The sequence below is a fragment of the Streptomyces tendae genome (assembly GCF_014650435.1).
Lineage (GTDB): Bacteria > Actinomycetota > Actinomycetes > Streptomycetales > Streptomycetaceae > Streptomyces > Streptomyces tendae.
Genome location: NZ_BMUY01000002.1, coordinates 780,099 through 803,950, shown reverse-complemented (window position 1 = coordinate 803,950; position 23,852 = coordinate 780,099). Strand labels below are relative to the sequence as shown.

Annotated in this window: 14 protein-coding genes, 1 pseudogene and 1 riboswitch; of the genes and pseudogenes, 7 read left to right on the top strand and 8 right to left on the bottom strand. The window is 73.5% G+C overall.

Going from position 1 to position 23,852, the window contains the following annotated elements; translation table 11 throughout:
- Positions 1-477 precede the first annotated feature (477 nt).
- Positions 478-1,026 carry a MarR family winged helix-turn-helix transcriptional regulator gene (locus IE258_RS08755; protein WP_127895651.1) on the bottom strand — a complete coding sequence of 183 codons (549 nt, stop codon included), beginning with the start codon at positions 1,024-1,026 and terminating at the stop codon, positions 478-480.
- A 158-nt stretch (positions 1,027-1,184) separates the two neighbouring features.
- On the opposite strand from IE258_RS08755, the gene IE258_RS08750 reads away from it, so the two are divergent.
- Positions 1,185-2,462, top strand: a complete 1,278-nt coding sequence (locus IE258_RS08750; protein ID WP_189741204.1) for an MFS transporter — start codon at positions 1,185-1,187, stop codon at positions 2,460-2,462.
- Between the two features lie 69 nt (positions 2,463-2,531).
- Here the strand turns inward: IE258_RS08750 and IE258_RS08745 are convergent, their stop codons facing one another.
- Together IE258_RS08745 and IE258_RS08740 are read right to left on the bottom strand one after the other, a co-directional pair.
- Entirely contained in the window at positions 2,532-4,214 is a 1,683-nt protein-coding gene (locus IE258_RS08745) for an ATP-binding SpoIIE family protein phosphatase (protein ID WP_189741040.1), read from the bottom strand.
- 183 nt (positions 4,215-4,397) lie between these two features.
- Entirely contained in the window at positions 4,398-5,777 is a 1,380-nt protein-coding gene (locus IE258_RS08740; protein WP_189741038.1) for an NAD(P)/FAD-dependent oxidoreductase, read from the bottom strand.
- 373 nt (positions 5,778-6,150) lie between these two features.
- Here IE258_RS08740 and IE258_RS08735 point away from each other — a divergent pair, with 373 nt between their 5' ends.
- A complete protein-coding gene (locus IE258_RS08735; RefSeq protein WP_189741036.1) occupies positions 6,151-6,984 on the top strand; it encodes a TetR/AcrR family transcriptional regulator in 834 nt (277 codons plus the stop codon).
- A gap of 181 nt (positions 6,985-7,165) precedes the next feature.
- Positions 7,166-9,205 carry a sigma-70 family RNA polymerase sigma factor gene (locus tag IE258_RS08730; RefSeq protein WP_189741033.1) on the top strand — a complete coding sequence of 680 codons (2,040 nt, stop codon included), beginning with the start codon at positions 7,166-7,168 and terminating at the stop codon, positions 9,203-9,205.
- Here the strand turns inward: IE258_RS08730 and IE258_RS08725 are convergent.
- A pseudogene (locus IE258_RS08725) lies at positions 9,192-12,482 on the bottom strand (ATP-binding protein). The gene IE258_RS08730 and the pseudogene IE258_RS08725 overlap by 14 nt on opposite strands.
- A 428-nt stretch (positions 12,483-12,910) precedes the next feature.
- A complete protein-coding gene (locus IE258_RS08720) occupies positions 12,911-15,037 on the bottom strand; it encodes an asparagine synthase-related protein (RefSeq protein ID WP_189741030.1) in 2,127 nt (708 codons plus the stop codon).
- 725 nt (positions 15,038-15,762) lie between these two features.
- Between IE258_RS08720 and IE258_RS08715 the strand changes: the two genes are divergently transcribed.
- Positions 15,763-17,184: an NsdA family TPR-like regulatory protein gene (locus IE258_RS08715; protein ID WP_189741027.1), complete on the top strand. Its 1,422-nt coding sequence runs from the start codon at positions 15,763-15,765 to the stop codon at positions 17,182-17,184.
- A gap of 77 nt (positions 17,185-17,261) precedes the next feature.
- Positions 17,262-18,491, top strand: coding sequence for an L-2-hydroxyglutarate dehydrogenase (gene lhgD, locus IE258_RS08710; protein WP_189741024.1), 1,230 nt, complete (start codon positions 17,262-17,264; stop codon positions 18,489-18,491).
- 52 nt (positions 18,492-18,543) lie between these two features.
- Here lhgD and IE258_RS08705 read toward each other — a convergent pair whose 3' ends face one another.
- Positions 18,544-18,954, bottom strand: coding sequence for a Dabb family protein (locus tag IE258_RS08705; protein ID WP_189741021.1), 411 nt, complete (start codon positions 18,952-18,954; stop codon positions 18,544-18,546).
- 118 nt (positions 18,955-19,072) lie between these two features.
- Between IE258_RS08705 and trmB the strand changes: the two genes are divergently transcribed.
- Both trmB and IE258_RS08695 read left to right on the top strand, forming a co-directional pair.
- Positions 19,073-19,888 (top strand): tRNA (guanosine(46)-N7)-methyltransferase TrmB, encoded by an 816-nt coding sequence (gene trmB / locus IE258_RS08700; RefSeq protein WP_159330667.1) that lies wholly within the window; start codon positions 19,073-19,075, stop codon positions 19,886-19,888.
- Positions 19,889-19,898: 10 nt separating this feature from the next.
- Positions 19,899-21,293, top strand: a complete 1,395-nt coding sequence (locus IE258_RS08695; protein ID WP_189741018.1) for a PrsW family intramembrane metalloprotease — start codon at positions 19,899-19,901, stop codon at positions 21,291-21,293.
- A 40-nt stretch (positions 21,294-21,333) separates the two neighbouring features.
- Here IE258_RS08695 and IE258_RS08690 read toward each other — a convergent pair whose 3' ends face one another.
- Both IE258_RS08690 and IE258_RS08685 read right to left on the bottom strand, forming a co-directional pair.
- A complete protein-coding gene (locus tag IE258_RS08690) occupies positions 21,334-22,278 on the bottom strand; it encodes an aldo/keto reductase (protein WP_189741014.1) in 945 nt (314 codons plus the stop codon).
- A 176-nt stretch (positions 22,279-22,454) separates the two neighbouring features.
- A complete protein-coding gene (locus IE258_RS08685) occupies positions 22,455-23,498 on the bottom strand; it encodes a M23 family metallopeptidase (RefSeq protein ID WP_189741011.1) in 1,044 nt (347 codons plus the stop codon).
- Between the two features lie 11 nt (positions 23,499-23,509).
- Positions 23,510-23,667, bottom strand: a riboswitch (cyclic di-AMP (ydaO/yuaA leader).
- Positions 23,668-23,852: the final 185 nt, after the last annotated feature.

The following is a 23,852-nucleotide window of genomic DNA, read 5'->3' as shown; positions in this document are numbered from 1 at the left end:
TGAGTTCTCAAGGAACGGACGCTTCCTTTGTACTCACCCTCTCGGGCTTTCCTCCGGGCGCTTCCCTTCGGTCTTGCGTTTCCGACTCTATCAGATCCTTTTCGATCCGATTTCCTCGGTGCTTTCCAGGTTCCCGCTTTCGCGTTTCCCTTTCCGGCGGTTCCGACTCTATCAGATCCTTTCGGGCCCTGATTCCCCGTCAGAGGGGGTTGTCTTCCCGGCTGTTGGGCCGTTCCGACGTCTCAAACCTTAGCGGAACCTCTCGGCGATTCCCAATCGGGGTCGATCGGGCCGACGAGTACCCACCGGAATTGAATTCGGGCGCGCCGAAGTCATTCCCGCTTGGGGGGTCGTGCTGGTGGTTTGATTGCCGCTGCTGCGGCGGGAGGTGCTGCCGTAGAACCGTTACGGTCCCGTGGCAACCCGAAGAACCTTACGGAGCCCGTAGGGGACTGTCAAGCATCGCTGTCAAGATCTTTAATCGAGGTCGCTGAGCCGGCCGCCGGCGTCCGGCTGCGCGTGCTCCACCCTGCGCAGGAGACGTGTCAGCACCTCACCGAGCGCGGTGCGGTCGTCGGCGGAGAGGTCCTGGAGCAGGTCCTCCTCGAAGACCGTGGCGAGGCGCATGGCCGCCAGCCACTTCTCACGCCCCTCTGCCGTGATCGCGACGATCACGCGGACCCGGTTGGTCTCGTCGCGCTCCCGGGTGACCAGGCCCTCCGTCACCATGCGGTCGATGCGGTGAGTCATCGCGGCCGGGGTGAGGCCGAGGCGCTTGGCGAGGTCGCCGGGGCCGAGGCGGTAGGGGGCGCCGGAGAGAACGAGGGCCTTCAGCACCTCCCAGTCCGTGTTGCTGATGCCCAGCTCGGCGGTCTGACGGCCGTACGCGACGTTCATACGGCGGTTGAGGCGGGACAGCGCCGAGACGATCTTCTCGACCTGGGGGTCGAGGTCCTGGAACTCGCGCTGGTAGGCGGCGATCTGCTCTTCGAGTGTCGGCTCGCCGGCGCCGGAGGTGTCGCCCATGGCCGCAGTATGGCACGGGACTCCTTTGCTTTGAAGTCCTTCGGTATGTACTCTTTACCTTCGAACTTTAGCTTCTAAGTCTTCAGCCTTCAGCTCTGACGGCTCGGCTGCAGCGATCGATCCCGAGAGATCAAGAGAGGGTGAACGTGACCAGGGCAATGGGCGCGGCGATGCGCCGGATTCACGTGGGCAACGCACTCAGCGCGTTCGGACTCGGCTTCACGGTCCCCTACCTGTACGTCTATGTGGCGCAGGTACGGGGACTGGGTTCTGTCACGGCGGGCCTCGTGCTCGCCGTCTTCGCCGTGGCCGCGCTGATCGTGCTGCCGTTCGCCGGACGGGCCATCGTCCGGCGCGGCCCGCTGCCGGTACTGCTGGTCGCCCTGGTCACCGCCGCGCTGGGCGCGCTGAGCCTCGGACTGTCCGCCTCCGCGGGCACGGTGCTGCTGTCCGCCGCCGCACTCGGCGCGGGGCAGGCCGTGATGCAGCCGGCCCTCGCGACGATGATCGTGGACTGCTCCACGACCGAGACCCGTTCGCGTGCGTTCGCCATGCAGTTCTTCCTGCAGAACCTGGGGCTCGGCGTCGGCGGGCTCATCGGCGGCCACCTGGTGGACACCACGAGCGCCTCGTCGTTCACGCTGCTGTTCGCGATCGAGGCGGCGATGTTTCTGGTGCTGGTCGCCGTCATGGCGACGGTGCGGGTGCCGCGCGCGCTGCGGATCGAGGAGGCGCCCGGACAGACGGGCGGCGGAAGCTGGAAGCAGCTGCTCGGCAACCGGGCCATGGTGCAGCTGTGTGTGCTGGGCTTCGTGCTGTTCTTCGCCTGCTACGGGCAGTTCGAGTCGGGGCTGAGCGCCTACGGCGTCGAGGCGGCCGGCATCTCCACGTCCGCGCTGGGCACGGCGCTGGCGGCGAACACGCTGATGATCGTGATCGCGCAGTTCGCGGTGCTGAAGTTCGTGGAGCGGCGCAAGCGCTCGCGCGTGATCGCGTCCGTGGGACTCATCTGGGCCGTGGCGTGGGCCGTGGCCGGGTACGCCGGGCTGGGGCACGGCAGCCAGACGATGGCCACGGCCGCGTTCATCTCGACGTACGCGCTGTTCGGGCTGGGTGAGGCGATGCTGTCGCCGACGCTGGCGCCGCTGGTGGCGGATCTCGCGCCGACCGGGCTCGCCGGGCAGTACAACTCCGCCTTCGCCCTGGTGAAGCAGCTCGCGCTGGCGATCGGTCCCGCGGTGGGCGGACCGCTGGGGGCCTCGCTGCACGCGCCGTACATCGTGGCGTTCCTGTTGTTCTCGCTGGGCATCACGGTGCTGGCGGTGCGGTTGGGGCGGCAGCTCACGGACATACAGAATCAGCCGTCGCTGGCCAGGAGCCGGGTGGTCACGCAGGGCGGGGCACCGGCCGACGCGGTGGTCGCCGCGGAGGCGTGAGCGGACCGGCGGCCGGGGCCGGGATTCCGCCACACCTCACGGTGTCTTCCTGCCGCCTCCGGCGTCGGGTCACGGCTTCTGCAGGACGAACTCGCACCAGACCGCCTTGCCGCCGCCCGGGGTGCGCCGGGACCCCCAGTTGGTGGCGATCGTCGCGACGATGGCGATGCCCCGGCCGGACTCGTCCCCCGGCTCCGCGCGGCGGCGTCGGGGCAGGTGGTCGTCGCCGTCGGTCACCTCGATGATCAGGCGGCGGTCGGTGCGGCGCAGGCGCAACCGCATCGGCGGGATGCCGTGCTGGAGGGAGTTGGCGACCAGTTCGCTGGTGGCCAGGACGCCGAGGTCGTGCAGGTCGGTGGGGAAGCGCCAGCTGGTGAGGACGCCGGAGGCGAAGGCACGCGCGCGTGGGGCCGCCTCCACCCCGCCCAGCAGTTCCAGGGCGGCGTTGCGGAACAGCTCGGCCTCGGCGCCCCGGCGGGCGGGGTGCTGGAGGACCAGGACGGCGACGTCGTCGTCGTGGTCCGGGGTGACGCCCGCCGAGCGGATCAGGCGGTCGCAGACCACCTGCGGGGTGCCGCCCGCGCCGGACAGGGCGCGCTCCAGGGCGGCGATGCCCTCGTCGAGGTCCTCGTCGCGGCGTTCGACCAGGCCGTCGGTGTAGAGGACGGCCGTGGAGCCGGGGGGCAGGGCGATCGAGCCGGACGTGTGGAGCCAGCCGCCGGTGCCGAGTGGGGGGCCGGTGGGCTCGTCGGCGCGCTGCACGCTGCCGTTCTCGTCGCGGACCAGGATGGGCAGGTGGCCGGCGGAGGCGTAGACCAGCCGCCCCTCGTTCGGGTCGTGGATGGCGTAGACGCAGGTGGCGATCTGGTTGGCGTCGATCTCGGCGGCGAGGCCGTCGAGGAGCTGGAGCACCTCGTGCGGGGGCAGGTCGAGGCGGGCGTAGGCCCTCACCGCCGTACGCAGCTGGCCCATGACGGCTGCCGCGCGGACGCCGCGGCCCATGACGTCGCCGATGACGAGGGCGGTGCGGCCGCCGCCGAGGGTGATCACGTCGTACCAGTCGCCGCCGACCGCGGCCTCGGTGCCGCCGGGGTGGTAGGTGGCGGCGACGCGCAGGTCGTCGGGCTCCTCGAGCTTCTGCGGGAGGAGGGAGCGCTGGAGGGTGACGGCGGTCTCGCGCTGGCTGCGTTCGCTCGCGCGGAGGCGGCCGGCGGCCTCGGCGTGGTCGGTGACGTCGGTCGCGAAGACGAGGACGCCTCGGTCGTCCCGGCCACCGCGCCCGTCGCGTCCCTCGTCGCCGGTCTCGATGACCGGGGTGCAGGTGAAGGTGTACGAGCGGCCGTCCGGAGCCTTGCGGGACTTGAGGGTGCGCGGCCTGCCGCTGCGCTGGACCTGGTCCAGGAGCGGGAAGAGGCCCGGCTCGTCCAGCTCGGGGAGGGCCTCGCGGGCGCGGGCGCCGAGGTCGCGCCTGCCGAAGGCGGAGACGTAGGCGTCGTTGACGTAGGCGAGGCGGTGCTCGGGGCCGTGGAGGAGGGCGACCAGGGCCGGGACGCGGTCGAGGACGTCGCGTACGGGCAGTTCGTCGACGCCGGGGACGTCGGGGGCGGGCGGGTCCTCGTCGGTCAACTGCTCGGCGCGGGCCGCGGGTACGGAGCCGTCCGCCCGCCGGTCCGGGGAGAGGGCCGTGTCGGTCCGCGCGGCGGCGCGGCGCTGTGTTCCGGGGAGTCGGGCGCTCCAGCGCGTGAAGTTCACGAATCCTTGCCTCGTGTAGTTGTCGGCGGCCGGGGACCGGGACGGGCCGGGGGCGGCCCGGGCCCCGGGGGCCGCGCTGGGGCGAGCGGCGGCGCGCCCGCGGTGGTGGACCAGTCTGGCAGGGTGCCCGCCCGGCCGACATCCGTCAGACGCCCCAGTGGCCGGGGGAGTTCCTGAGTCCGGTCAGGACGACCCCTTCGGGTTGTGCGGGGGCTCCTGAGAAGGCTTTCCACCGGCCGCGAGTTCGAACTCCGCCCGTGGATGTTCGAGTGAGCCCAGGGAGACGATCTCCCGTTTGAAGAGGCCGGCGATCACCCATTCGGCGAGCACGCGCGCCTTGCGGTTGACGGTGGGGACGCGGCTGAGGTGGTAGGCGCGGTGCATGAACCACGCGGGGTAGCCCTTGACCTTGCGCCCGTAGACGTGGGCGACGCCCTTGTGGAAGCCGAGTGAGGCGACGGAGCCGGCGTAGGTGTACGCGTACGTGTCGAGGGGCTCGCCGCGCAGGGCGTGGGTGACGTTGTCGCCGAGGACCTTGGCCTGGCGGACGGCGTGCTGGGCGTTGGGGGCGCATTCCCGGCCGGGTTCGGACGCGGTGACGTCGGGGACGGCGGCGGCGTCCCCGGCCGCCCAGGCGTGCGGGGCGCCGTCGACCGACAGGTGGGCGGTGCAGGTGAGCCGGCCGCGGTCGTCGAGGGGCAGGTCGGTGGCGGCGAGCACCGGGTGCGGTTTGACGCCGGCCGTCCAGACGACCGTGCGGGTGGGGAAGCGGGAGCCGTCGCTGAGGACGGCGACGCGGTCGGCGCAGGACTCCAGGCGGGTGTCCAGGCGTACGTCGATGTTGCGGCGGCGCAGTTCGGTGACCGTGTAGCGGCCCAGGTCCTCGCCGACCTCGGGCAGGATGCGGCCCGATGCCTCGACGAGGATCCACTTCATGTCCTCGGGGGTGACGTTGTGGTAGTACCGCGCGGCGTAGCGGGCCATGTCCTCCAGCTCGCCGAGGGCCTCCACGCCCGCGTAGCCGCCGCCGACGAAGACGAAGGTGAGGGCGGCGTCGCGCAGGGCGGGGTCGCGGGTGGAGGAGGCGATGTCCATCTGTTCGAGGACGTGGTTGCGCAGGCCGATGGCCTCCTCGACGGTCTTGAAGCCGACGCCGTGGTCGGCGAGTCCGGGCACGGGGAGGGTGCGCGAGACGGAGCCGGGCGCGAGGACGAGTTCGTCGTACGTCACCCGGCGGGCGCCCGTCTTCTCCTCGCCGGTGGCGAGGGTGGTGACCGTGGCGGTGCGGGTGGTGTGGTCGATGGACTCGGCCTCGCCGACGACGACGTCGCACTGGCCGAGGACGCGGCGCAGGGGTACGACGACGTGCCGCGGGGAGATGGAACCGGCCGCCGCCTCGGGCAGGAACGGCTGATAGGTCATGTAGGGGTCGGGGGTGACGACCGTGATCTCGACCTCGCCCCGGCGCAGTTCGCCCTTGAGGTTCCGTTGCAGCCGCAGGGCCGTGTACATCCCGACGTAGCCACCGCCGACAACGAGAATGCGCGCACGTTCCTTCACCATCCCATGACGCACCCGACGCTTGCGTTTGTCCACAGGCTCGTCAATTTGTGTGACCGGAGATCGCCGGAGCGCCGAGCCGGGCGAACCACCGTGCCGCGGTGTGAGCGTGCAGGTCAGCGTGGGTGGGTACGGGTGTGGAGAGCGGCGCATTCGGGGCGTGTGCGGTCCGTGCTCCGATCGGGCGGCGCTCCGTGCGGAACGTGCCCCTTCTGAATTGACCCCCGCTCAACTATGTTCTTTCCCACGGTGTGCAGGGGGATGTGCTCATGAGGTCCGCGACGGGCGGGCCGCGCAACCGGGCCCGTTCCAGCACTCCGGCTTTCGATGGCGGGGAGTGTCTCCGGGGGGAGACGTCATTACCGGGGGATTGTCTATGCATGTTCAGGATTCTCATTGGTCGTCCGCGTCGGCCGTCGCGCCCGGCGGTGCGATGAGCGCGTCGGCGGGCGGCGCACGCGGCGACACGGCACGTAACGCGCCCTTGCGCGTGGACGCCCAGCGCAATCTGGAGCACGTGCTGCGCGCGGCGCGGGAGGTGTTCGGCGAGCTGGGTTACGGCGCGCCCATGGAGGACGTGGCCCGGCGCGCCCGGGTCGGCGTCGGCACGGTGTACCGGCGTTTTCCGAGCAAGGACGTCCTGGTGCGCCGGATAGCCGAGGAGGAGACGGCGCGGCTGACCGACCAGGCGCGCACGGCGCTCGGGCAGGAGGACGAGCCGTGGTCGGCGCTGTCCCGCTTCCTGCGGACGTCGGTGGCCTCGGGCGCCGGGCGGCTGCTGCCGCCGCAGGTGCTGCGCGTCGGCGTGCCGGACGAGGCCGACGGCGGCGTCGGCGGCGCGGCGGCCGGTGATCCGCGGGTTCCGCAGCAGCGGATACAGCCGGGCACCGGCGAGCTGCGCCTGGTGCCCGACGAGGCCGCGAGGACCGGGGCGCCGACCGGTGGCGCGAGTTCGCCCACGGGCGGGGCGGGTCCTGTCGCGGGCTCCGTGGTGGGCGACGACGGGGCCGCGGCGCTCCTGGAGGTCGTGGGCCGGCTGGTGGAGCGGGCGCGGACGGCGGGTGAGCTGCGGCCGGACGTGTCGGTGTCGGACGTACTGCTGGTCATAGCCACGGCGGCGCCCTCGCTGCCGGACCCGGCCCAGCAGGCGGCTGCCTCGGCCCGGCTGCTGGACATCCTGCTGGAGGGGCTGCGGTCGCGCCCGGCGTGAGACGGCGGCGCCGAGGAACGGCCCGTATGTCCTTCCCCGAACGGCTGAGCGTTATTACCGCGGCACGGCAAGTCCCCACAGACGAGTGATGGTCGGCACAGGGGGGTCCTGAACAAAAGCCAATATGGCACGCTGACCCGGTGTTCGGACTGGCTGGGCAGGGTGGCGGGGGCTTTCCGCGATGAGCGTTGACAGGCGGGACGGGTCGCTCGGCGACGGCGAGAACGGCCAGGGTGACGTCGAAACCGGCGGCACCCGGGCCGCTGACGCCCGGGACGACGAGACCCGGGACGACGAGACCCGGGACGGTGGCGATACGCCGCAGGTGCCGGGTCAGGGCGGCCCGGCCCGCACCCGGCGGGACGGCGACCTCGACGTGTCCGCCGAGGACGGTGGCCGCGAGGGCTCTGCCAAGGACGGGAGCGGTGCCGGTGCCGGGATCCCGGCGCAGCGCGAGCGGCACGAAGACAGCGTGCTGCCACCGCCGCGGGAGCTTCCGGCGTCCGACGCGGAGCTGATCGAGCGGATGCGCTCGGGCGACGACACGGCCTACGAGGAGCTGTACCGGCGCCACGCGGACGCGGTACGCCGGTACGCCCGCACCTGCTGCCGCGACGCCCACACCGCGGACGACCTCACCGCCGAGGTCTTCGCCCGCATGCTCCAGGCGGTGCGCGGCGGTTCGGGACCCGAGTACGCCGTGCGCGCCTACCTGCTCACCGCGGTCCGGCGCGTCGCCGCCGGCTGGACCAGGTCGGCCGGACGGGAGCAACTCGTCGAGGACTTCGCGGTGTTCGCCGCGCAGGCCGCGCACACCGCGAAGGGCGACGACGACACCCTGGAACTGGGCGCCGACGTGCGCGCCATGCACGAGGCCGAGCAGTCGATGGCCATGCGGGCCTTCCGGTCGCTGCCCGAGCGGTGGCAGGCCGTGCTGTGGCACACCGAGGTCGAGGACGAGTCGCCGAGCGAGGTGGCCACGCTCTTCGGGCTGGACGCCAACGGCACCCGCGTCCTCGCCAGCCGCGCCCGCGAGGGCCTGAAGCAGGCATACCTCCAGGCCCACGTCAGCGACGCCCTCGCCGCCGACGAGGAGTGCGCCCGCTACGCCGACCAGCTCGGCACGTACGCGCGCGGCAGACTGCGCGTCCGGGCCGAACGCGGGCTCCGCAAGCACCTGGAGGAGTGCGCCAGGTGCCGGCTCGCGGCGACCCAGATCAAGGAGGTCGCGAGCGGCATTCCCGCCGTGGTGCCCGTCGCGGTCATCGGCTGGTTCGGTGTCGCCGGGTACGCGAAGGCGGCCGGGCTCATCGCCGGGGGCGCCGGTGCCGGTGCGGCGGGAGCAGCGGGCGCGGCGGCCGCGGCGAGCGGCGGCAGCTCCGGCGGAGCGGGCGCCGGAGCAGGTGCGGCGGCCTCCGAAGGGCTCAGCGCTCCGGTGAAGGCCGGTATCGCGGCCGGTGTGGTCGCGGTGGCCGCCGCGGCGGCGCTGGCCCTCGCACTGATCGGCGACGAAGCCCCGGACAAGGAACCGCCGAAGGCCGCCCCACCCGCCTCCTCCCCGGTGGCGCAGCCCGCCCCCGACACTCCGACACCCACGCCACGCCCACCCCGCCCACCCGAGCCGGTGGCGGCCCCCAAGCCAACCCCGACCCCGACCCCGACCCCGACCCCGAAGCCACCCCCCACACCCACCCCAAAGCCAAAGCCAAAGCCGACCCCCACCCCCACACCCACCCCGACCCCAACACCTCCCCCACCGCCGCCGCCACCGCCACCGCCACCCGCCCCGACGGTCTACCAATGGAGCGAGCTGGCGTACGACGTGAGTGGCAACGGCACGGGCCCCGAGATGCGGCTGGCCGGAAGCAGCTGGGTGTGGCAGCGCTCCGCCCTGTCCATCGCCGACGTGCGGTACGCGCACGGCGTCACCGTCCACGGACGCTCCTCGGTCACCATCGACCTCAACCGCGACTGCTCGTCCTACGACGCGCTGGCCGGCATCGACGACCTGACGATGAAGCTGGGCAAGGTCCACTTCTCGGTGTACGCCGACGGCGTCCGGCTGTGGAACTCGGGGATGGTCAAGGGCGGGGACCCCGCGGTACCGGTCCACGTGGACATCACGGGCCGCGAGACGCTGCGGCTGGTGACCGAGCCGCACAGCCACTTCGACTCGCTGGCGCTCGCGGACTGGGCAGACTCCCGCTTCACCTGCGCGTAGGCGATACCGGCTGCCCCACCGCCGCCGCCAGCTCGACGACGACGTCCAGGGGCGTGAGGACGGCGCCCTCGGCCAGTTCGGCGGCGTACCGCCGCGGGCCGAGGGCACCGCGGGCGGCGGCCTCGGCCCGCTCGGCGTGCGCGCGGTCCGGCATGGGGCGCGGACGGTCGCCGCGCCAGCGCCCGGCCGCGCCCAGCAGCCGTACCGCACGGGCCTGGTCGCCGAGGTCGCTCAGCAGCCCGGCCGCGCTGTCCACCAGCGTCGCGAGGACCAGCTCGGCGCACCGCTCCTCGACGGCCGCCCGCAGGGTGTCCGCCAGCAACGGCAAGGCGGCGCCCGGGCACGACTCGCCCGCCGTCACAAGGGCCTCCACCAGCCCCAGCATGGCCAGGAACTGCGGCGGCGGCGTGCCGCGCAGGCACTCCTCGCGGGCCGCCTCCCACAGCACGCGTGCCCGCGCGAACTCCTCGTCGACCACCGCGAGCCCGGCCCGCAGCATCAGGACGAATGCCTTGGAGTCGACCACGCCGTACCGGTCCGCCGCGGCGCCGGCCTCGTCGAGCACACCGAGAGCCGTGCCGTGGTCCCCCTCCCGGTAGGCGATCTCGGCGAGCCGGGCGATGAGGAAGGGCGCCTCGGCGAAGGCGCCCACCTCCTCGGCGAGCCGCAGCGCCTCCGCGTACTCGGCCCTGGCCTCCTCGTAGTGGCCGCGCACCATGGCGGCCTCGCCGAAGGCGCTGCACACCTGGGCCTCCACCAGACGGTCGCCGACGCGTCGGCTGAGTACCCGCATCTCCGCCAGATCGTCGTCGATGCCCGCCGGAGTGCCCGAGGTGTCGACCACGGCGTGCGTGCGGAACATGAGGCTGGCGGCGATCTCCCACTCGCCCCCGTAAGCACGGCAGTTGGCGACGGAGGCGTCCATGGAGCCCCGGACGTCCCCCGAGTCGCTGACGAAGAACTCGGTCAGCGGCCACACGAGCCCGGGCACCCGGGCCGCTTCGGGGCCGCCGGCCGCGAAGTGGTCCCGAACCCTCCGCACGTACCGCCGCATCCGCTCGTCCAGCAGCCGCTCCCTCGACTCGCTCTCGAAGGTGAGGAGGATGTGCATCATCCGTACCCGCATGCGCAGCGAGTCGAGCGGATGCGGCGGAGAGCCTTCCGCCACGGCAAGAAGCGCCGCGACGGGGTCCGTGGCAGCCGTCCGCCGGGCGAGGACGTCCGTCGGCGGCACCCGACCGCCCTCCGCGTCCAGGGCGGCGCCGAGGCGCAGCACCCGGTCCAGCCACCTGACGCCTTCGTGGCGGTAGTTGCGCAGCAACTAGAACCAGCCCATGGCGAGCGCGAGGGCGGCGGCCTCCGGCTCGTCACCCGCGGTCAGTGAGCGGTCGAGGGCCGCGCGGATGTTGTCGTGCTCGGTCTCCAGGCGGGCGATGTACGGCAGTTGCCCGGCCGAGCGCAGCCGCGGGTCGGCCTCCTCGGCCAGGGCGCGCGCCCACGCGCGATGCGCTCGCTCGGCGGACTCGCGCAGCCCGGGGACCTCGGCGGCGCGTTCCTCGGCGTACTCGTGGATGGTCTCCAGCATGCGGTAGCGCATGCCGGTTCCTTCGCCACCCGGTTGGGCGACGACCAGGGACTTGTCCACCAGGGCACCGACCAGTTCCGCCGCGGGCCCGGTGCCCACGGTCTCCGCGGCCGCGAGGTCCCAGCCGCCCGCGAAGACGGACAGCTCGCGCAACATCGTGCGCTCGGCCTCGTCGAGGAGGTCCCAGGACCAGTCGACGACGGCCCGCAGCGTCTGCTGGCGGGGCAGGACGGTACGGCTGCCCGAGGTGAGCAGCCGGAAGCGGTCGTCGAGCCGGTCGGCGATCTCCCGCGGGGTGAGCAGCCGCAGCCGGGCGGCCGCCAGCTCGATGGCCAGGGGCAGCCCGTCGAGGCGCCGGCAGATCTCGGCGACGGCCTCCTCGTCGCGCAGTACGACGTCGGCGTCGGGCCGTACGGCACTCGCGCGCGTGGTGAAGAGACGGAACGCCTGCTCGGGGGTGAGCGGCTCGACCGGCCGCACCGACTCGCCGGGCACACCGAGGGGTTCGCGGCTGGTGGCCAGGATGGTGAGACCGGGACAGCGGGTCAGCAGGGTCTCGGCGAGCCGGGCCGCCGCGCCGATGACGTGTTCGCAGTTGTCGAGGACCAGGAGTTGGCTGCGCGGGGCGCAGTACTCGACGAGCAGGGCGACTGGATCGTCCTGGACGGCGGGCCGGTCACCGGTCAGCAGCACGGTCTCGCGCAGCCCGAGGGCGTTGACGACCGCGCCCGGCACCGCCTCCGGCCGGTCGAGCGGGGCGAGCTCGACCAGCCACGCCTGATCGAGCCCGGCGGCGGCCTCCTCGGCGAGGCGGGTCTTCCCGGACCCGCCCGGCCCGGTCAGGGTGACGAGACGGGCCCCGCGCAGCTCGGAACGGATGGCGTCCAGCTCCAGCTCCCGCCCCACGAAGGAAGTCAGCCGGGGCCGGATGTTGCCCCTGCGGCGATCCGGAGCCCGCTCGGGAGCGGGCTGCTCCGCACCCCGGCCGCCGAGCAGTTCGGCGTGCAGGGCGCGCAGTCGGGGCCCGGGTTCGGCGCCGAGGCCTTCGGCGAGGGTGCGGCGGGTGCTCTCGTAGGCGGCCAGGGCGTCGGCGTCGCGGCCGGTGGCGCGCAGGGCGGAGATGAGGAGGGCGTGCAGGGGCTCGTCGTACGGGTGGGCGGCGGTCAGTTCACGCAGCCGCGGTACGGCGTCGTGGGCGTCGCCGAGACGCAGACCGGCCTCGATTCGGCTGCGGGTCGCCTCCAGGTGCAGGGCCTCGGGGCCGGCGGCGTGGCCGGGGAGGTCGGCCAGGGCGGAGCCGCGCCAGAGGGCGAGGGCCTCGTCCAGGTGCCGGGCGGCGGTCGGGGCGTCGCCGCGTTCGAGGGCGGTGGTGCCCTGCCGTACGAGGCGCTCGAAGACGTACAGATCGACGTCGTCGCGGGTCGCCGCGAGCCGGTAGCCGCCGGGGGCGGAGTCGACGGCCTCCTTGCCGACGGTACGGCGGAGGCGGCCGACCAGGGCCTGGAGGGCGGCCGGGGCGTCCTGCGGCGGGTCGTCCTCCGCCCAGACCTCGTCGATCAGGGTGGCGGGCGTGACGACGTCGCCCGGGCGCAGGGCGAGGGCGGTGAGCAGCGCGCGCAGGCGGGGGCCGCCGGGGCTTGCGACGGTGCCGTGGTCCTCCGTCTGGGTGACGCCCAGGATTCTGTACCGCACGGGGTTCATTGTCGCCGCACCGGCGGCGTGCGGGCACCCGGTGCCGGTGCGGCGCGTGGTCCGGCGTGTTCTTGGCACCTGGTGCGGGTGTCGGCGCGGGGGTGGGGAGCGCGGCCCGGCGCTTACGGGGTGCCGCCGCGCCCACCCGTGCCGCCCCAGCGGCACGACTGCCCGCGGCTAGGGGGCGACGGCCCGCGGGCGCGTACGGCGGGAAGGGGGCGTGGCGGGGGGTGTTCGCCCGCAGCGGTTGGCGCGTCAACGCCCCGAGCCCCCGTAGCCAACCGATTTCGCGCCGTTCCGAGGACGAACACCCCCCGGCGCGGCCCCGACCCACAACCGCACCCACCGCGCACGGCGCACCCCCACCGAACCCGCACAGGCGCCGCAGGCACCCCGCACAGCCGCCGCAGGCACCCGCACCCGCCGGCTCAGCCCCGCCGCACGACCGCCCCAGCCCCGCCCAGCGCCCCCCGCTGCGGCACGATGCCCGCCGGTACCGCGCGTTGGCGGGCCGGAGTGCCGGTCCAGCAGGTGCCGCGGCGGGCCAGCAGGCGGCGGAGCCACAGCTCCAGCGAGACCAGGTCGGCCAGCCCGTCCAGCGGCAGCGGCTCACCCGCGGCCGCCGCCCGCACCGCCTTGCGCACGACCCGCGCCTCCACGAGCCCAGCCTGCGCGAGCAGCGGCGTGTCGAACAGCCCCAGCAGGGAGTCCGCCGCGACCCGCACCCCCGTACGCGCGGCGGAAGCCGCCAGCGCCTGGGTGGGCGCCCCCCACCCGCTGGGCAGCTCGCTCACCCCCGCGCCCTCCAGCACCGTCCGCAGGATCGCCGCCCGCGCCCCCGGCTGCACCCGCAGCGCCTCCGGCAGGGCACGGCAGGCCCGGACGACCTGGTTGTCGAGGAACGGCGTGTGCAGCCGCTGGAAGCGGACCTCCGCGGCCTGCTCGAGGACCCGCACCTCCGAAGCCTGCCGCGCCAGCGCCGCCCGCGCCCGGAAGTCCCCCGGACGCTGCCCCGGCCCCACCCCCGACCGCTGCGAGGACGTCTGGAGGCGAACCGATACTTCAGCCAACGCCTCTCCGGTCAGCCACCGCGCCGCCGGCCCCGCCCCGGCCCAGGTCAGCGCGGCCAGCGAGGCGTCCATCGCCCCGTCCCCCGGCGGGTCGAAGCGTCTGCGCAGCAACCGCTCGGCGAGCACCTCGAGCCCGCTCCGGTACGGCGTGCGCGCCAGCCGCCGCGCCGCGCCGTACACGCGCGCGGGGACCAGTACCGACCCGTCGGCCTTGGCGAGCGCGGCGACCGGCCGGACCAGGTGCCGCCGCTTGCGGTCCATGAGCAGGTCGGCGAGGCGCGCCGGATGGGCGTCGAGGACCTGCCGCGCCCCGTACCCGGCGAAGTGGTCCGCGCTCCCCGCGGCGAGCCGCGCCCGGTGCCGCGCGGCGGCGACCAGGAAGGAGCCCGGCTCGTCGGTCAGCGGCCCGTCCAGCGCGGTGAACGGCAGCATGTCCTCGCCGCCGGTGACCACGACGTGGTGCAGCCGCGGGTTGGCCGCCAGCGCGCCCGCCCGCTCCAGCTCGGGCTCCTGTCCGCCGACGGCGAGGTCGTTGAAGGTGACGGCCAGCAGCCGCTCCCCCGCCCCGGTGCCGTGTCCGAGCACGGTCCCCGGCATCCCCGGCAGCCCGGCCGCCAGCAGCGCCAGCGTGCCCGAGGCCGGCCCGCCGGACAGGTCGGCCCCGATCCCCGGCACCGGCATCCCGCGCGCCGCACGGCGTTCCGCGGGCCCCATGCCCGGAACCGGCCCGGGATCGATGCCGTCCCCGGGGACGTGCCGCGGCGCGGCGAGCCGGGTGCGCACCGCCTCCACCAGGGCGTCCCGCACACCGTCCACCGCGCGGTCGGGGTCGGCCGCGGGCGCCGCGACGGCGAGCGAGGCCACCGGCTCGTACCCCGCGATCTCGCGCGCCCCGGCGCGCAGGATCAGCGCATGCCCCGGCGGCACACGCCTCACGCCGTCGTACGGGGTGGAGTCGTCCAGCGCGGCCGGCACGTCGGGCGTGGCGAGCAGCGCGGCGAGGTGGCCGAAGTCGAGGTTGGCCTCGACGAGGTCGGCGAGCGGCAGCGCGGCGGTCGCGTAGGCGGTGCCGCCGGCCCAGGGGGTGTGGAACACGGGCCGCGCGCCCGCGAGATCGCCGCACACGGTGATCCGCCGCCCGACCTGGACGACGGCGGTGTAGCTGCCGGGCCAAGCCGTCAGATGTCGCAGCGCGCCCCCGCGCGCGGCGAACAGCGCGACGCGCAGCTGCTCGTCACTCGCGCCGCAGATGCCGAGGACGGCGATCCGGGTCTGCGCGTCGGCCGTGACGACGCGCACCTCGTCCGGGCGCCAGTCGCCGACCGCCCACAGCGGATCGGGGTCGCCCCACAACGGCTGGGCGCCCACGGGCTGGACGGTCTCGCCGTCGTAGCCGGTGGCCCCCGCGGAACCGGCCGCTCCGGCGATCCCCGCTGCTGCTCCTGCTCCCACGGCGGCGCTGCTCCACCCCACCAACCACCGCATCGACGCCTCCACAGGCTGGGGACAACCAGTGCACCGTACGAACTGGTTCCCCATGCTGCCATGAAGGGCGCGCGACAGAGCGTCGGCGGAGCCGCACGGGCTCACTCAGTGCGCCCTCGCGGATACCCACGCGAGAACGCCGACTCCCTCGCACCACCCCTCGGGCGCTGCCCTGAAGGGGGGTGAAGGCGACGCGAATGCGCCCCCGTAACGCGCCCTTTGGCTCCCCAACGCGCCCTCAACTCCCATGGTGAGGGCGGTAGTACCCCGAAATCACCAGAGGTGATTTTCAGCCAAATCGACGTCACACGGTCGCACCCGAACACGCTCCGAACACGCTCCGTACAAATGCTGCGCACCGCTCGGCGGCATGCCGTCGGCGCGCGGTCCGGGGGACGGGACTCGCCCCCCGGACCGGTCCGCCGCCCGCGGGGATGTAGGCGGCGGCGTCCCCCAGCCCACTGGATCCAGTACAGCGGGCCGACCCACGCACCGCCCATGGAATCGCTCCCGCCGTGGCCGGAGAAGAGCGCACGCACGGGCGCACGGCCACACATCGGGAGCACGCGGCAACAGACCGTACATACACCGCACTTGAGTACGGACCACAATCCCGCCATCCGGAACAATGCCTCTTAACGCCTGGGATGCGGCGAACTACGCTGGGTTTACGAATGCCGCGTGGTTATGCCAGCGCGGCAGCCGTCTGTGTCGAGGGGTGGCGCATGTCCAGGGAGCAACGCGGGCCGAACGAGAAGCTCGGCGCCGTTCTCGCCCTCGCGGGAATCAGCAACGCAGGACTCGCCCGGCGCGTCAACGACCTCGGCGCCCAACGCGGGTTGACACTTCGCTACGACAAGACGTCGGTGGCCCGCTGGGTGTCGAAGGGCATGGTGCCCCAGGGCGCCGCGCCGCACCTCATCGCGGCGGCCATAGGCCAGAAGCTCGGCCGCCCGGTGCCGCTCCACGAGATCGGTCTGGCGGACGCGGACCCCGCCCCCGAGGTGGGCCTCGCCTTCCCGCGGGACGTCGGCCAGGCGGTCAGGTCGGCCACCGAGCTGTACCGTCTCGACCTCGCCGGCCGCCGCACCGGCGGCGGCATCTGGCAGTCGCTCGCCGGTTCGTTCGCGGTGAGCGCCTACGCGACGCCCGCCTCCCGATGGCTGATAACCCCGGCCGACAGCTCGGTGGCGCGCGAGGCGGGCCCCGCCGAGGGCTCCGGCGCACCGCTCAAAGTCGGCCACAGTGATGTGCAGAAGCTGCGCGAGGCCGCCGAGGACGCCCGCCGCTGGGACTCCAAGTACGGCGGCGGCGACTGGCGTTCCTCGATGGTCCCCGAGTGCTTACGCGTCGAGGCGGCCCCGCTGCTCCTCGGCTCCTACTCCGACGAGGTCGGCCGCGCCCTGTTCGGCGCCTCGGCCGAACTGACCCGCCTGGCCGGGTGGATGGCCTTCGACACCGGCCAGCAGGAGGCGGCCCAGCGGTACTACATCCAGGCGCTGCGCCTGGCCCGCGCGGCGGCCGACGTCCCGCTCGGCGGCTACGTGCTGGCCTCCATGTCGCTCCAGGCGACCTACCGCGGCTTCGGCGACGAGGGCGTGGACCTCGCCCAGGCCGCCCTGGAGCGCAACCGCGGGCTGGCCACGGCCCGCACCATGAGCTTCTTCCGCCTGGTGGAGGCACGGGCGCACGCGCGCGCGGGCGACGCGGTGGCGGCCGGCGCGGCGCTGAAGGCCGCCGAGAGCTGGCTGGAGCGCGCCCGCCCCGGCGACAGCGATCCGACGTGGCTGGGTTTCTACTCCTACGACCGGTTCGCCGCCGACGCGGCCGAGTGCTACCGCGACCTGAAGGCACCACGCCAGGTCCGCCGCTTCACCGAGCAGGCGCTGTCGAAACCGACGGAGGAGTTCGTACGCTCGCACGGCCTCAGACTCGTCGTCTCGGCGGTGGCCGAGCTGGAGTCCGGCAACCTGGACGCGGCCTGCGAGCAGGGCGTGCGGGCGGTCGAGGTGGCCGGCCGCATCTCCTCGGCCCGCACCACCGAGTACGTGAAGGACCTCCTGCACCGCCTGGAGCCCTACGGCGACGAGCCGCGCGTGGTGGAGCTGCGCGAGCGCGCCCGCCCGCTGCTGGTGACTCCGGCCTGACGCGGACCGCCCGCTTCCGGGTTTGAGGGCATTGTCAGTGGCGCAGTGCACTATCGAAGTGGGAGGTGGGCCGGGAAATGGAAGAAGTGCGGGCCGGGCTCGTTCGGAGCACCGTGTACGACTGCGACGTGCTGGTGATCGGCGGCGGGATCGTCGGCCTGTCCACGGCGTACGCGATCACGCGCGCCGCCCCGGGCACCCGGGTCACGGTCCTGGAGAAGGAGCCGGGCCCCGCCCGCCACCAGACGGGCCGCAACAGCGGGGTCATCCACAGCGGTGTCTACTACCGCCCCGGCTCTCTCAAGGCGCGCTACGCGGTGCGGGGCGCCGCCGAGATGGTCAAGTTCTGCGCCGAGTACGGCATCGACCACGCCGTCACCGGCAAGCTGATCGTCGCCACCGACCGCGCCGAGCTGCCCCGCCTGCACGCCCTCGTCCAGCGCGGCCGGGAGAACGGCATACCGGTGCGCGAGCTGAGCGGCGCCCAGATCCAGGAGTACGAGCCCGAGGTGCGGGGCCTGGCCGCCATACACGTCGGCATAACCGGCATCTGCGACTACGGCGCCGTGGCCCGGCAGCTCGCCCACGCCTCCGGTGCGGACATCCGCTACGGCGCCGAGGTGCACCGCGTCGACCGGCGCCCCGGCCTGGGCGTCGCCGTTCGCACCCGTGCCGGAGACGTGCTCCGGGCCCGGGCCCTGGTCAACTGCGGCGGGCTGCACTGCGACGAGATCGCCCGGCTGACCGGCGACGACCCCGGGATGCGGATCGTCCCCTTCCGGGGCGAGTACTACGAGCTGGCGCGACCGGAGCTGGTGCGGGGCCTGGTGTACCCGGTGCCGGACCCGGCGTTCCCGTTCCTCGGAGTGCATCTGACCCGGGGCATCGACGGCGGTGTGCACGTCGGGCCGAACGCGGTGCCGGCGCTGGCGCGCGAGGGGTACGGCTGGGGCGTGGTGCGCCCCCGTGAGCTGGGCGCGACCCTGGCCTGGCCGGGTTCGTGGCGGATAGCGCGGCGGCACTGGAGGTACGGCGCGGGCGAGCTGCGCCGGTCGCTGTCCAGGAGCGCGTTCACGGCGGCGGTCCGCAGGCTGCTGCCGGCGGTGACGGAAGGCGACCTGGTCGCCGCCCCGGCAGGGGTGCGAGCGCAGGCGGTGCTGGCGGACGGCACGCTGGTGGACGACTTCCTGATCAAAGAGGGCGCCCACGCGGTGCACGTCCTGAACGCACCGTCGCCCGCGGCGACCGCCTCCCTGCCCATCGGCCGCGAGGTGGCGCGCAGAGCGCTGGCGATGCTGGCGGACTAGGGACCCCCGGCCCCCCGCCCGCCCGGCAGGCAGGCCACCGGGCAGGCGCGGGCTAGTCGCGCCCGGGGGCGCTGCTGCCCTCGTACGAGCCGAGGCCCTCGATCAGGGTGACGAGGGCCGGGTCCCCCGCGAAGCGCTCGGCGTGGATCTGCCGGATGCGGTCGGCCGTGGCCGGGTCCTCGTCGTCGGTCAGGTCGTGGGAGACCATGTTGCGCACCAGCGGCAGCCCGATCTCGTCGACCTGCCGGTGCAGCGGGGCGTGCATGTAGGCCCGGTAGCCCTCGATGTCCTCGACGGCGAACATCGCGCCGTAGTCGAAGTCGCCGCCCACGTCGCGCCCGACCGTCCAGTACGTGACGGCATCGATCTCGCGCCCCATCCTGCGGAGCATCTCCAGTGCTTCCTCGACCTTGTCCCGGGGTGCGTCGGGTCGCATGGCAAGGCGGATCTGGTGGTGAATCACGGTGTCTCTCCCCACGGTACGACTGCCGCTTGACACTTCAGCCATTCGCTGACGTTACAGAGTCTAACTACACCTACAAGCTGTCGCAACCACGTGCGCGGTCTAAAATCGACGCATTGTGTCTGACTCCCACCACACCCCCGAGGCCGCATCCGCCTCCCTGCGTCACGTCCGCGCCAAGGGCGAGCCCCGTTTCCCCGACGGCCCGAAGGCCGATCCCGCCGGTTCGCACTTCGAGCGGCGGATCCGCAGCTTCCAGCCCCGGCGGAGCCGGGTGACCGCCGGCCAGGCGGACGCGCTGCAGCGGCTGTGGCCGGTATGGGGGCTGGACATCGACGGACAGCGGGTCATCGACCTCGCCGAACTCTTCGGCAACGCCCGCCCCGTGGTCCTGGAGGTCGGCTTCGGCATGGGCGAGGCCACCGCCCGGATGGCCGCCGCCGACCCGGACACCAACATCCTCGCCGTCGACGTCCACACCCCGGGCCAGGGCAACCTGCTCGGCCTCGCGGAGCGACAGGAGCTGTCCAACATCCGGGTGGGCAACGGCGACGCGATCATCCTGCTGCGCGAGATGCTCGCCCCCGACTCCCTCGCCGGCCTGCGCGTCTACTTCCCCGACCCGTGGCCCAAGAAGCGGCACCACAAGCGGCGGCTGATCCAGCCGGAGTTCCTGTCGCTGGCCGCGACCCGGCTCGCCCCGGGTGCCGTGGTGCACTGCGCCACCGACTGGGAGCCGTACGCCGAGCAGATGCTCGACGTGCTCACCGCGCACCCCGACTTCGAGAACACCGTGCCCGGCGGCGGATTCGCGCCACGTCCCGAACACCGGCCGCTGACCCGTTTCGAGGGCCAGGGACTGGACAAGGGTCATGTGGTGAACGACCTGCTCTTCCGTCGCGTACAGCACAAGGAGCTGCCCCCCACCGGTTAGGGTCCATGCCGTGGCCACCTGTCCCCCGTATCCGACCCGTGCGCACCGGCATACGCACTGGTGGCAGCGCTCCTGGGTGCGTTACGGCGCGCTGATCACCCTGCTCGCGCTCTCCGGCCTGGTGATCCTGGCCCTGGTGCGCGAACAGACGGGTACGCAGGGGTTCCTGGTGGGGTTGGGCCTGGCGGTGCTGCCGGTGCCGCTGCTCATAGCCGCCTTCCGCTGGCTGGACCGGGTGGATCCCGGCCCCTGGCGGAACCTGCTCTTCTGCTTCGCCTGGGGGGCCTGCGCGGCGGCGCTGATAGCGATCGTCGCCAACAGTTTCGCGACGCGCTGGATAGCGACCGCGACCGCCGACCCGGCCGGCGCGGACACCCTGGGCGCCACGGTCATAGCCCCGGTCGTCGAGGAGTCCGCCAAGGCCGCCGCCGTCCTCCTCGTCTTCCTGTTCCGCAGGCGGGACTTCACCGGCATCGTCGACGGCGTGGTCGTCGCCGGGGTCACCGCCACCGGCTTCGCCTTCACCGAGAACATCCTGTACCTGGGCACCGCCTTCGGCACCGACCAGCTCACCGGCGACAGCGGCATCGCCTCCGTCACCGCGGCGACCTTCTTCGTGCGGGTCGTGATGTCGCCGTTCGCGCACCCGCTGTTCACCGTGCTCACCGGCATCGGCTTCGGGATCGCCGCGCTCTCCACGGGCCGGCACCACCTGCGCCGGGCCCTGCTCCCGCTGGCCGGGCTGCTGCTCGCGATGGGCATGCACGCCCTGTGGAACGGCTCGGCCGCGTTCGGCGAGTACGGCTTCTTCGCCGTCTACGCGGCGTTCATGGTGCCGTCCTTCGGCCTGCTGACCTGGCTGGTGATCTGGACCAGGCAGCGTGAACTGGGCACCGTACGGGCCGAACTGCCCGCGTACGTCCTGGCGGGATGGCTCACGCCCGTGGAGCCGTACGCGCTGGGCTCGATGCGGGCCCGCCGCATCGCCCGGCAGTACGCCCGCCGGCACGCGGGGAAGGAGGGGGCGCGGGCGGTGGCGCGGTACGAGGCGTGCGCGACCTCGGTGGCGTTCCTGCGGCAGCGCGGGCGCCGCGGCAGGGCGGGCGCCGACTTCACCGTGCGGGAGCGGGCGCTGCTGGAGGCCCTGTGGCACCTGCGGGGCGTGGCCCGCCCGGCGCTGGACTACGCGGCCCGGGCCACGGCCCCGCCGCCGCCCCTGCCTCGGCCGCTACCGCCGTGGGGGTATCCGTACGGCGGGCCGCACGGTGCGTACGGCCTCCGTACGGATGCCCCCAGTCCCTACGCCCCGCAGGCCCCCTGGCCCCCCTACGCCACACAGGCCCCGCACGATCCGTACGTGCCGCCGTACCACCCGTACGCCCCGCCCGGCCCGCACCGTCCGTAGGTCCCACCGTCCGTAGGTCCGCGACGCGACGGCCGCACGCTCAGGCGGACGCCTGGGTGAGCCTCCCGACCTCGTCCTCCGTCAGGCTCAGCTCGGCCACGCCCAGCAGGGCCGGCAGCTGCTCCACCGTGCGCGCGGACGCGATCGGCGCCGCCACCGTCGGCCGGGCGGCCAGCCAGGCGAGGGCGACCGTGGCGACGGGGGCTTCGTGGGCCGCGGCGATCTCGTCCAGGACGGCCAGCACCCGGCGGCCCCGCTCCGTCTCCAGGTGCTTGGCCGCGCCGCCCGCCCGCGGGCTGTCCACGTCCGTGCCGGGCCGGTACTTGCCGGTGAGGAAGCCGGCCGCGAGGGCGTAGTACGGCACGGCGGCGAGACCGGCCCGCTCGGCGAGGTCGCGCAGCTCGCCCTCGTACGTGTCGCGGGAGACCAGGTTGTAGTGCGGCTGGAGGGCGACGTACCGGGCGAGGCCCTCGCGGTCGGAGAACTCCAGGGACGCCGCGAGCCGTTCGGCGGAGATGTTGGAGGCGGCGATGTACCGCACCTTCCCGGCCTTCACCAGCTCGTCCAGCGCGCCGATGATCTCCTCGACCGGCACCTCGGGCTTGTCGAAGTGGGTGTAGTAGAGGTCGATGCGGTCGGTGCCCAGGCGGCGCAGCGAGGCGTCGGCCGCGGCCTTGATGTTCGCGGCGGACAGACCGGGGTACTGGGGGTGCTGGCTGACCTTGGTGGCGAGGACGACGTCGTCACGGTTGCCGCGGGCCGCGAGCCACTGGCCGAGGACGGTCTCGGACTCGCCGCCGCTGTTGCCGTCGACCCAGGCGGAGTAGGAGTCGGCGGTGTCGACGAAGTTGCCGCCCGCCGCCGTATAGGCGTCCAGGACGGCGAAGGACTCGTTCTGGTCGGCGGTCCAGCCGAAGACGTTGCCGCCCAGGGCGAGGGGGAAGACCTCGAGGTCGGAGGAGCCGAGCTTGCGCAGAGAAGTCATGTACGGAGTCAACAACCGCGCCGGAGCAGACCATCCCGGCACGCACCCGCACGCACGCAAAAACCCCGCAAACCGGCAGCCCTGACGTCGGGGGGTTGCCGTCAGGACCGCCGGGGATCAGCGGGGCGAATCAGGGGACGGGCTGAGCGGGGTGGCGCGGATCAGGGCGGCCCGGATCAGGGAGTGAGCCCCTTGCTCTGCAGCCAGGCCATCGGGTCGATGCCAGTGCCGCCATCGGTGTGGACCTCGAGGTGGAGGTGGGCGCCGGTGACGTTGCCGGTGGCGCCGACGCGGCCGATGACATCACCGGTGGTGACCTTCTGGCCGACGCTGACGTTGATGGAGGACTGGTGCGCGTACCAGAGCTCGGTGCCGTCGTCGAGGGTGAGCACGGTCTTGTAGCCGTACGACCCGTCCCAGCCGGCCGACGTGATGGTGCCCCTGTGCACCGCCTTGAGCAGCGTGCCCGTGGGGGCGGCGAAGTCGAGGCCGGTGTGGTGGCCGGAGGACCAGAGGGAGCCGGCCTGGTTGAACGTGGAGGAGATCGTGTACGAGGAGGTCGGCAGCGTGAACTGCTTGGCCAGCTTCGCGAGCCGCTCGGCCTCCGCCTTCTTCGCGGCCTCCTCCTCCGCCTTCTTCTTGGCGGCGGCGGCCTTCTCCTCGGCCTCCTTCTCCGCCTTGGCGGCGGCTTCCTGAGCCTTCTTCTCGGCCGCGGCCTGAGCCTCGGCGGCCGCCTTGGTCTCGACCTGCGCCTGCTGCTGCTCGGCCTGCGCCATGATCCGGGCCCGCAGCGACTCGCCGGCGTCGGCGGTGCCGGTGCCCTCGGCGCTGTCGGCGGCGACGGCCTGGGTGATGCCGCTGAGCGGGGTGGCGGAACCCTCGGGCTCCGACTCCTCGTCACCGCCGGGCATGAGCGAGCCGACGTTCGGCAGGTCCGGCATGGAGATGGACACCGGCGGCTTGCCGGTCTGCGCGCTGGCCATGCCGCCCGCGCCGACGGCGGCTATGACACCGACGCCGAGGACGGTGGAGCTGCGGGCGAGCCCGCCGCGCTGCTTGGCGACGCGGTGCCGGCCGCGCACGGGGCGGATGGAGTCCGCGGTGGGGTTCCACTCCTCCCAAGGGCCCTCTTCGGCGCGCGGGGCGTCGTAGCCGAAGGTGTCGGTGCCGTGCCCGGTGGGCACGAACGGGGCCTCGGGGGCAGGCCGGTTGGACGCCACGTGGGCGTACTCCTTTCCTTCCTTCTCGCCTACCGGGTTAGCTGACGGGTTCGGAGCAGGAAGGTCTCCTACGGGTGTCTGACGACCGTGTCTCCACGGCGTCATACGCCCGATTCACCCCAATGTGGTGGTTCCCCGGTTCCCTTGCGGGATTCGGCGCGTGCGCACGGAGCCGCCTTCTGTGACGGCTGGGACGACCGCGCTGCGTTATCGAACGTTAATAGACGCGAGGCTCCGATTCCAAGCCGTTCCTCTTGATCATTAACGAAAACCGCCGGGACGTAGCCCTCACGACCGGTGAAAACCGGGCGAGTTGACCCTGCTTCAGTATTCCCCTTCACGCAAGGTTTTCCT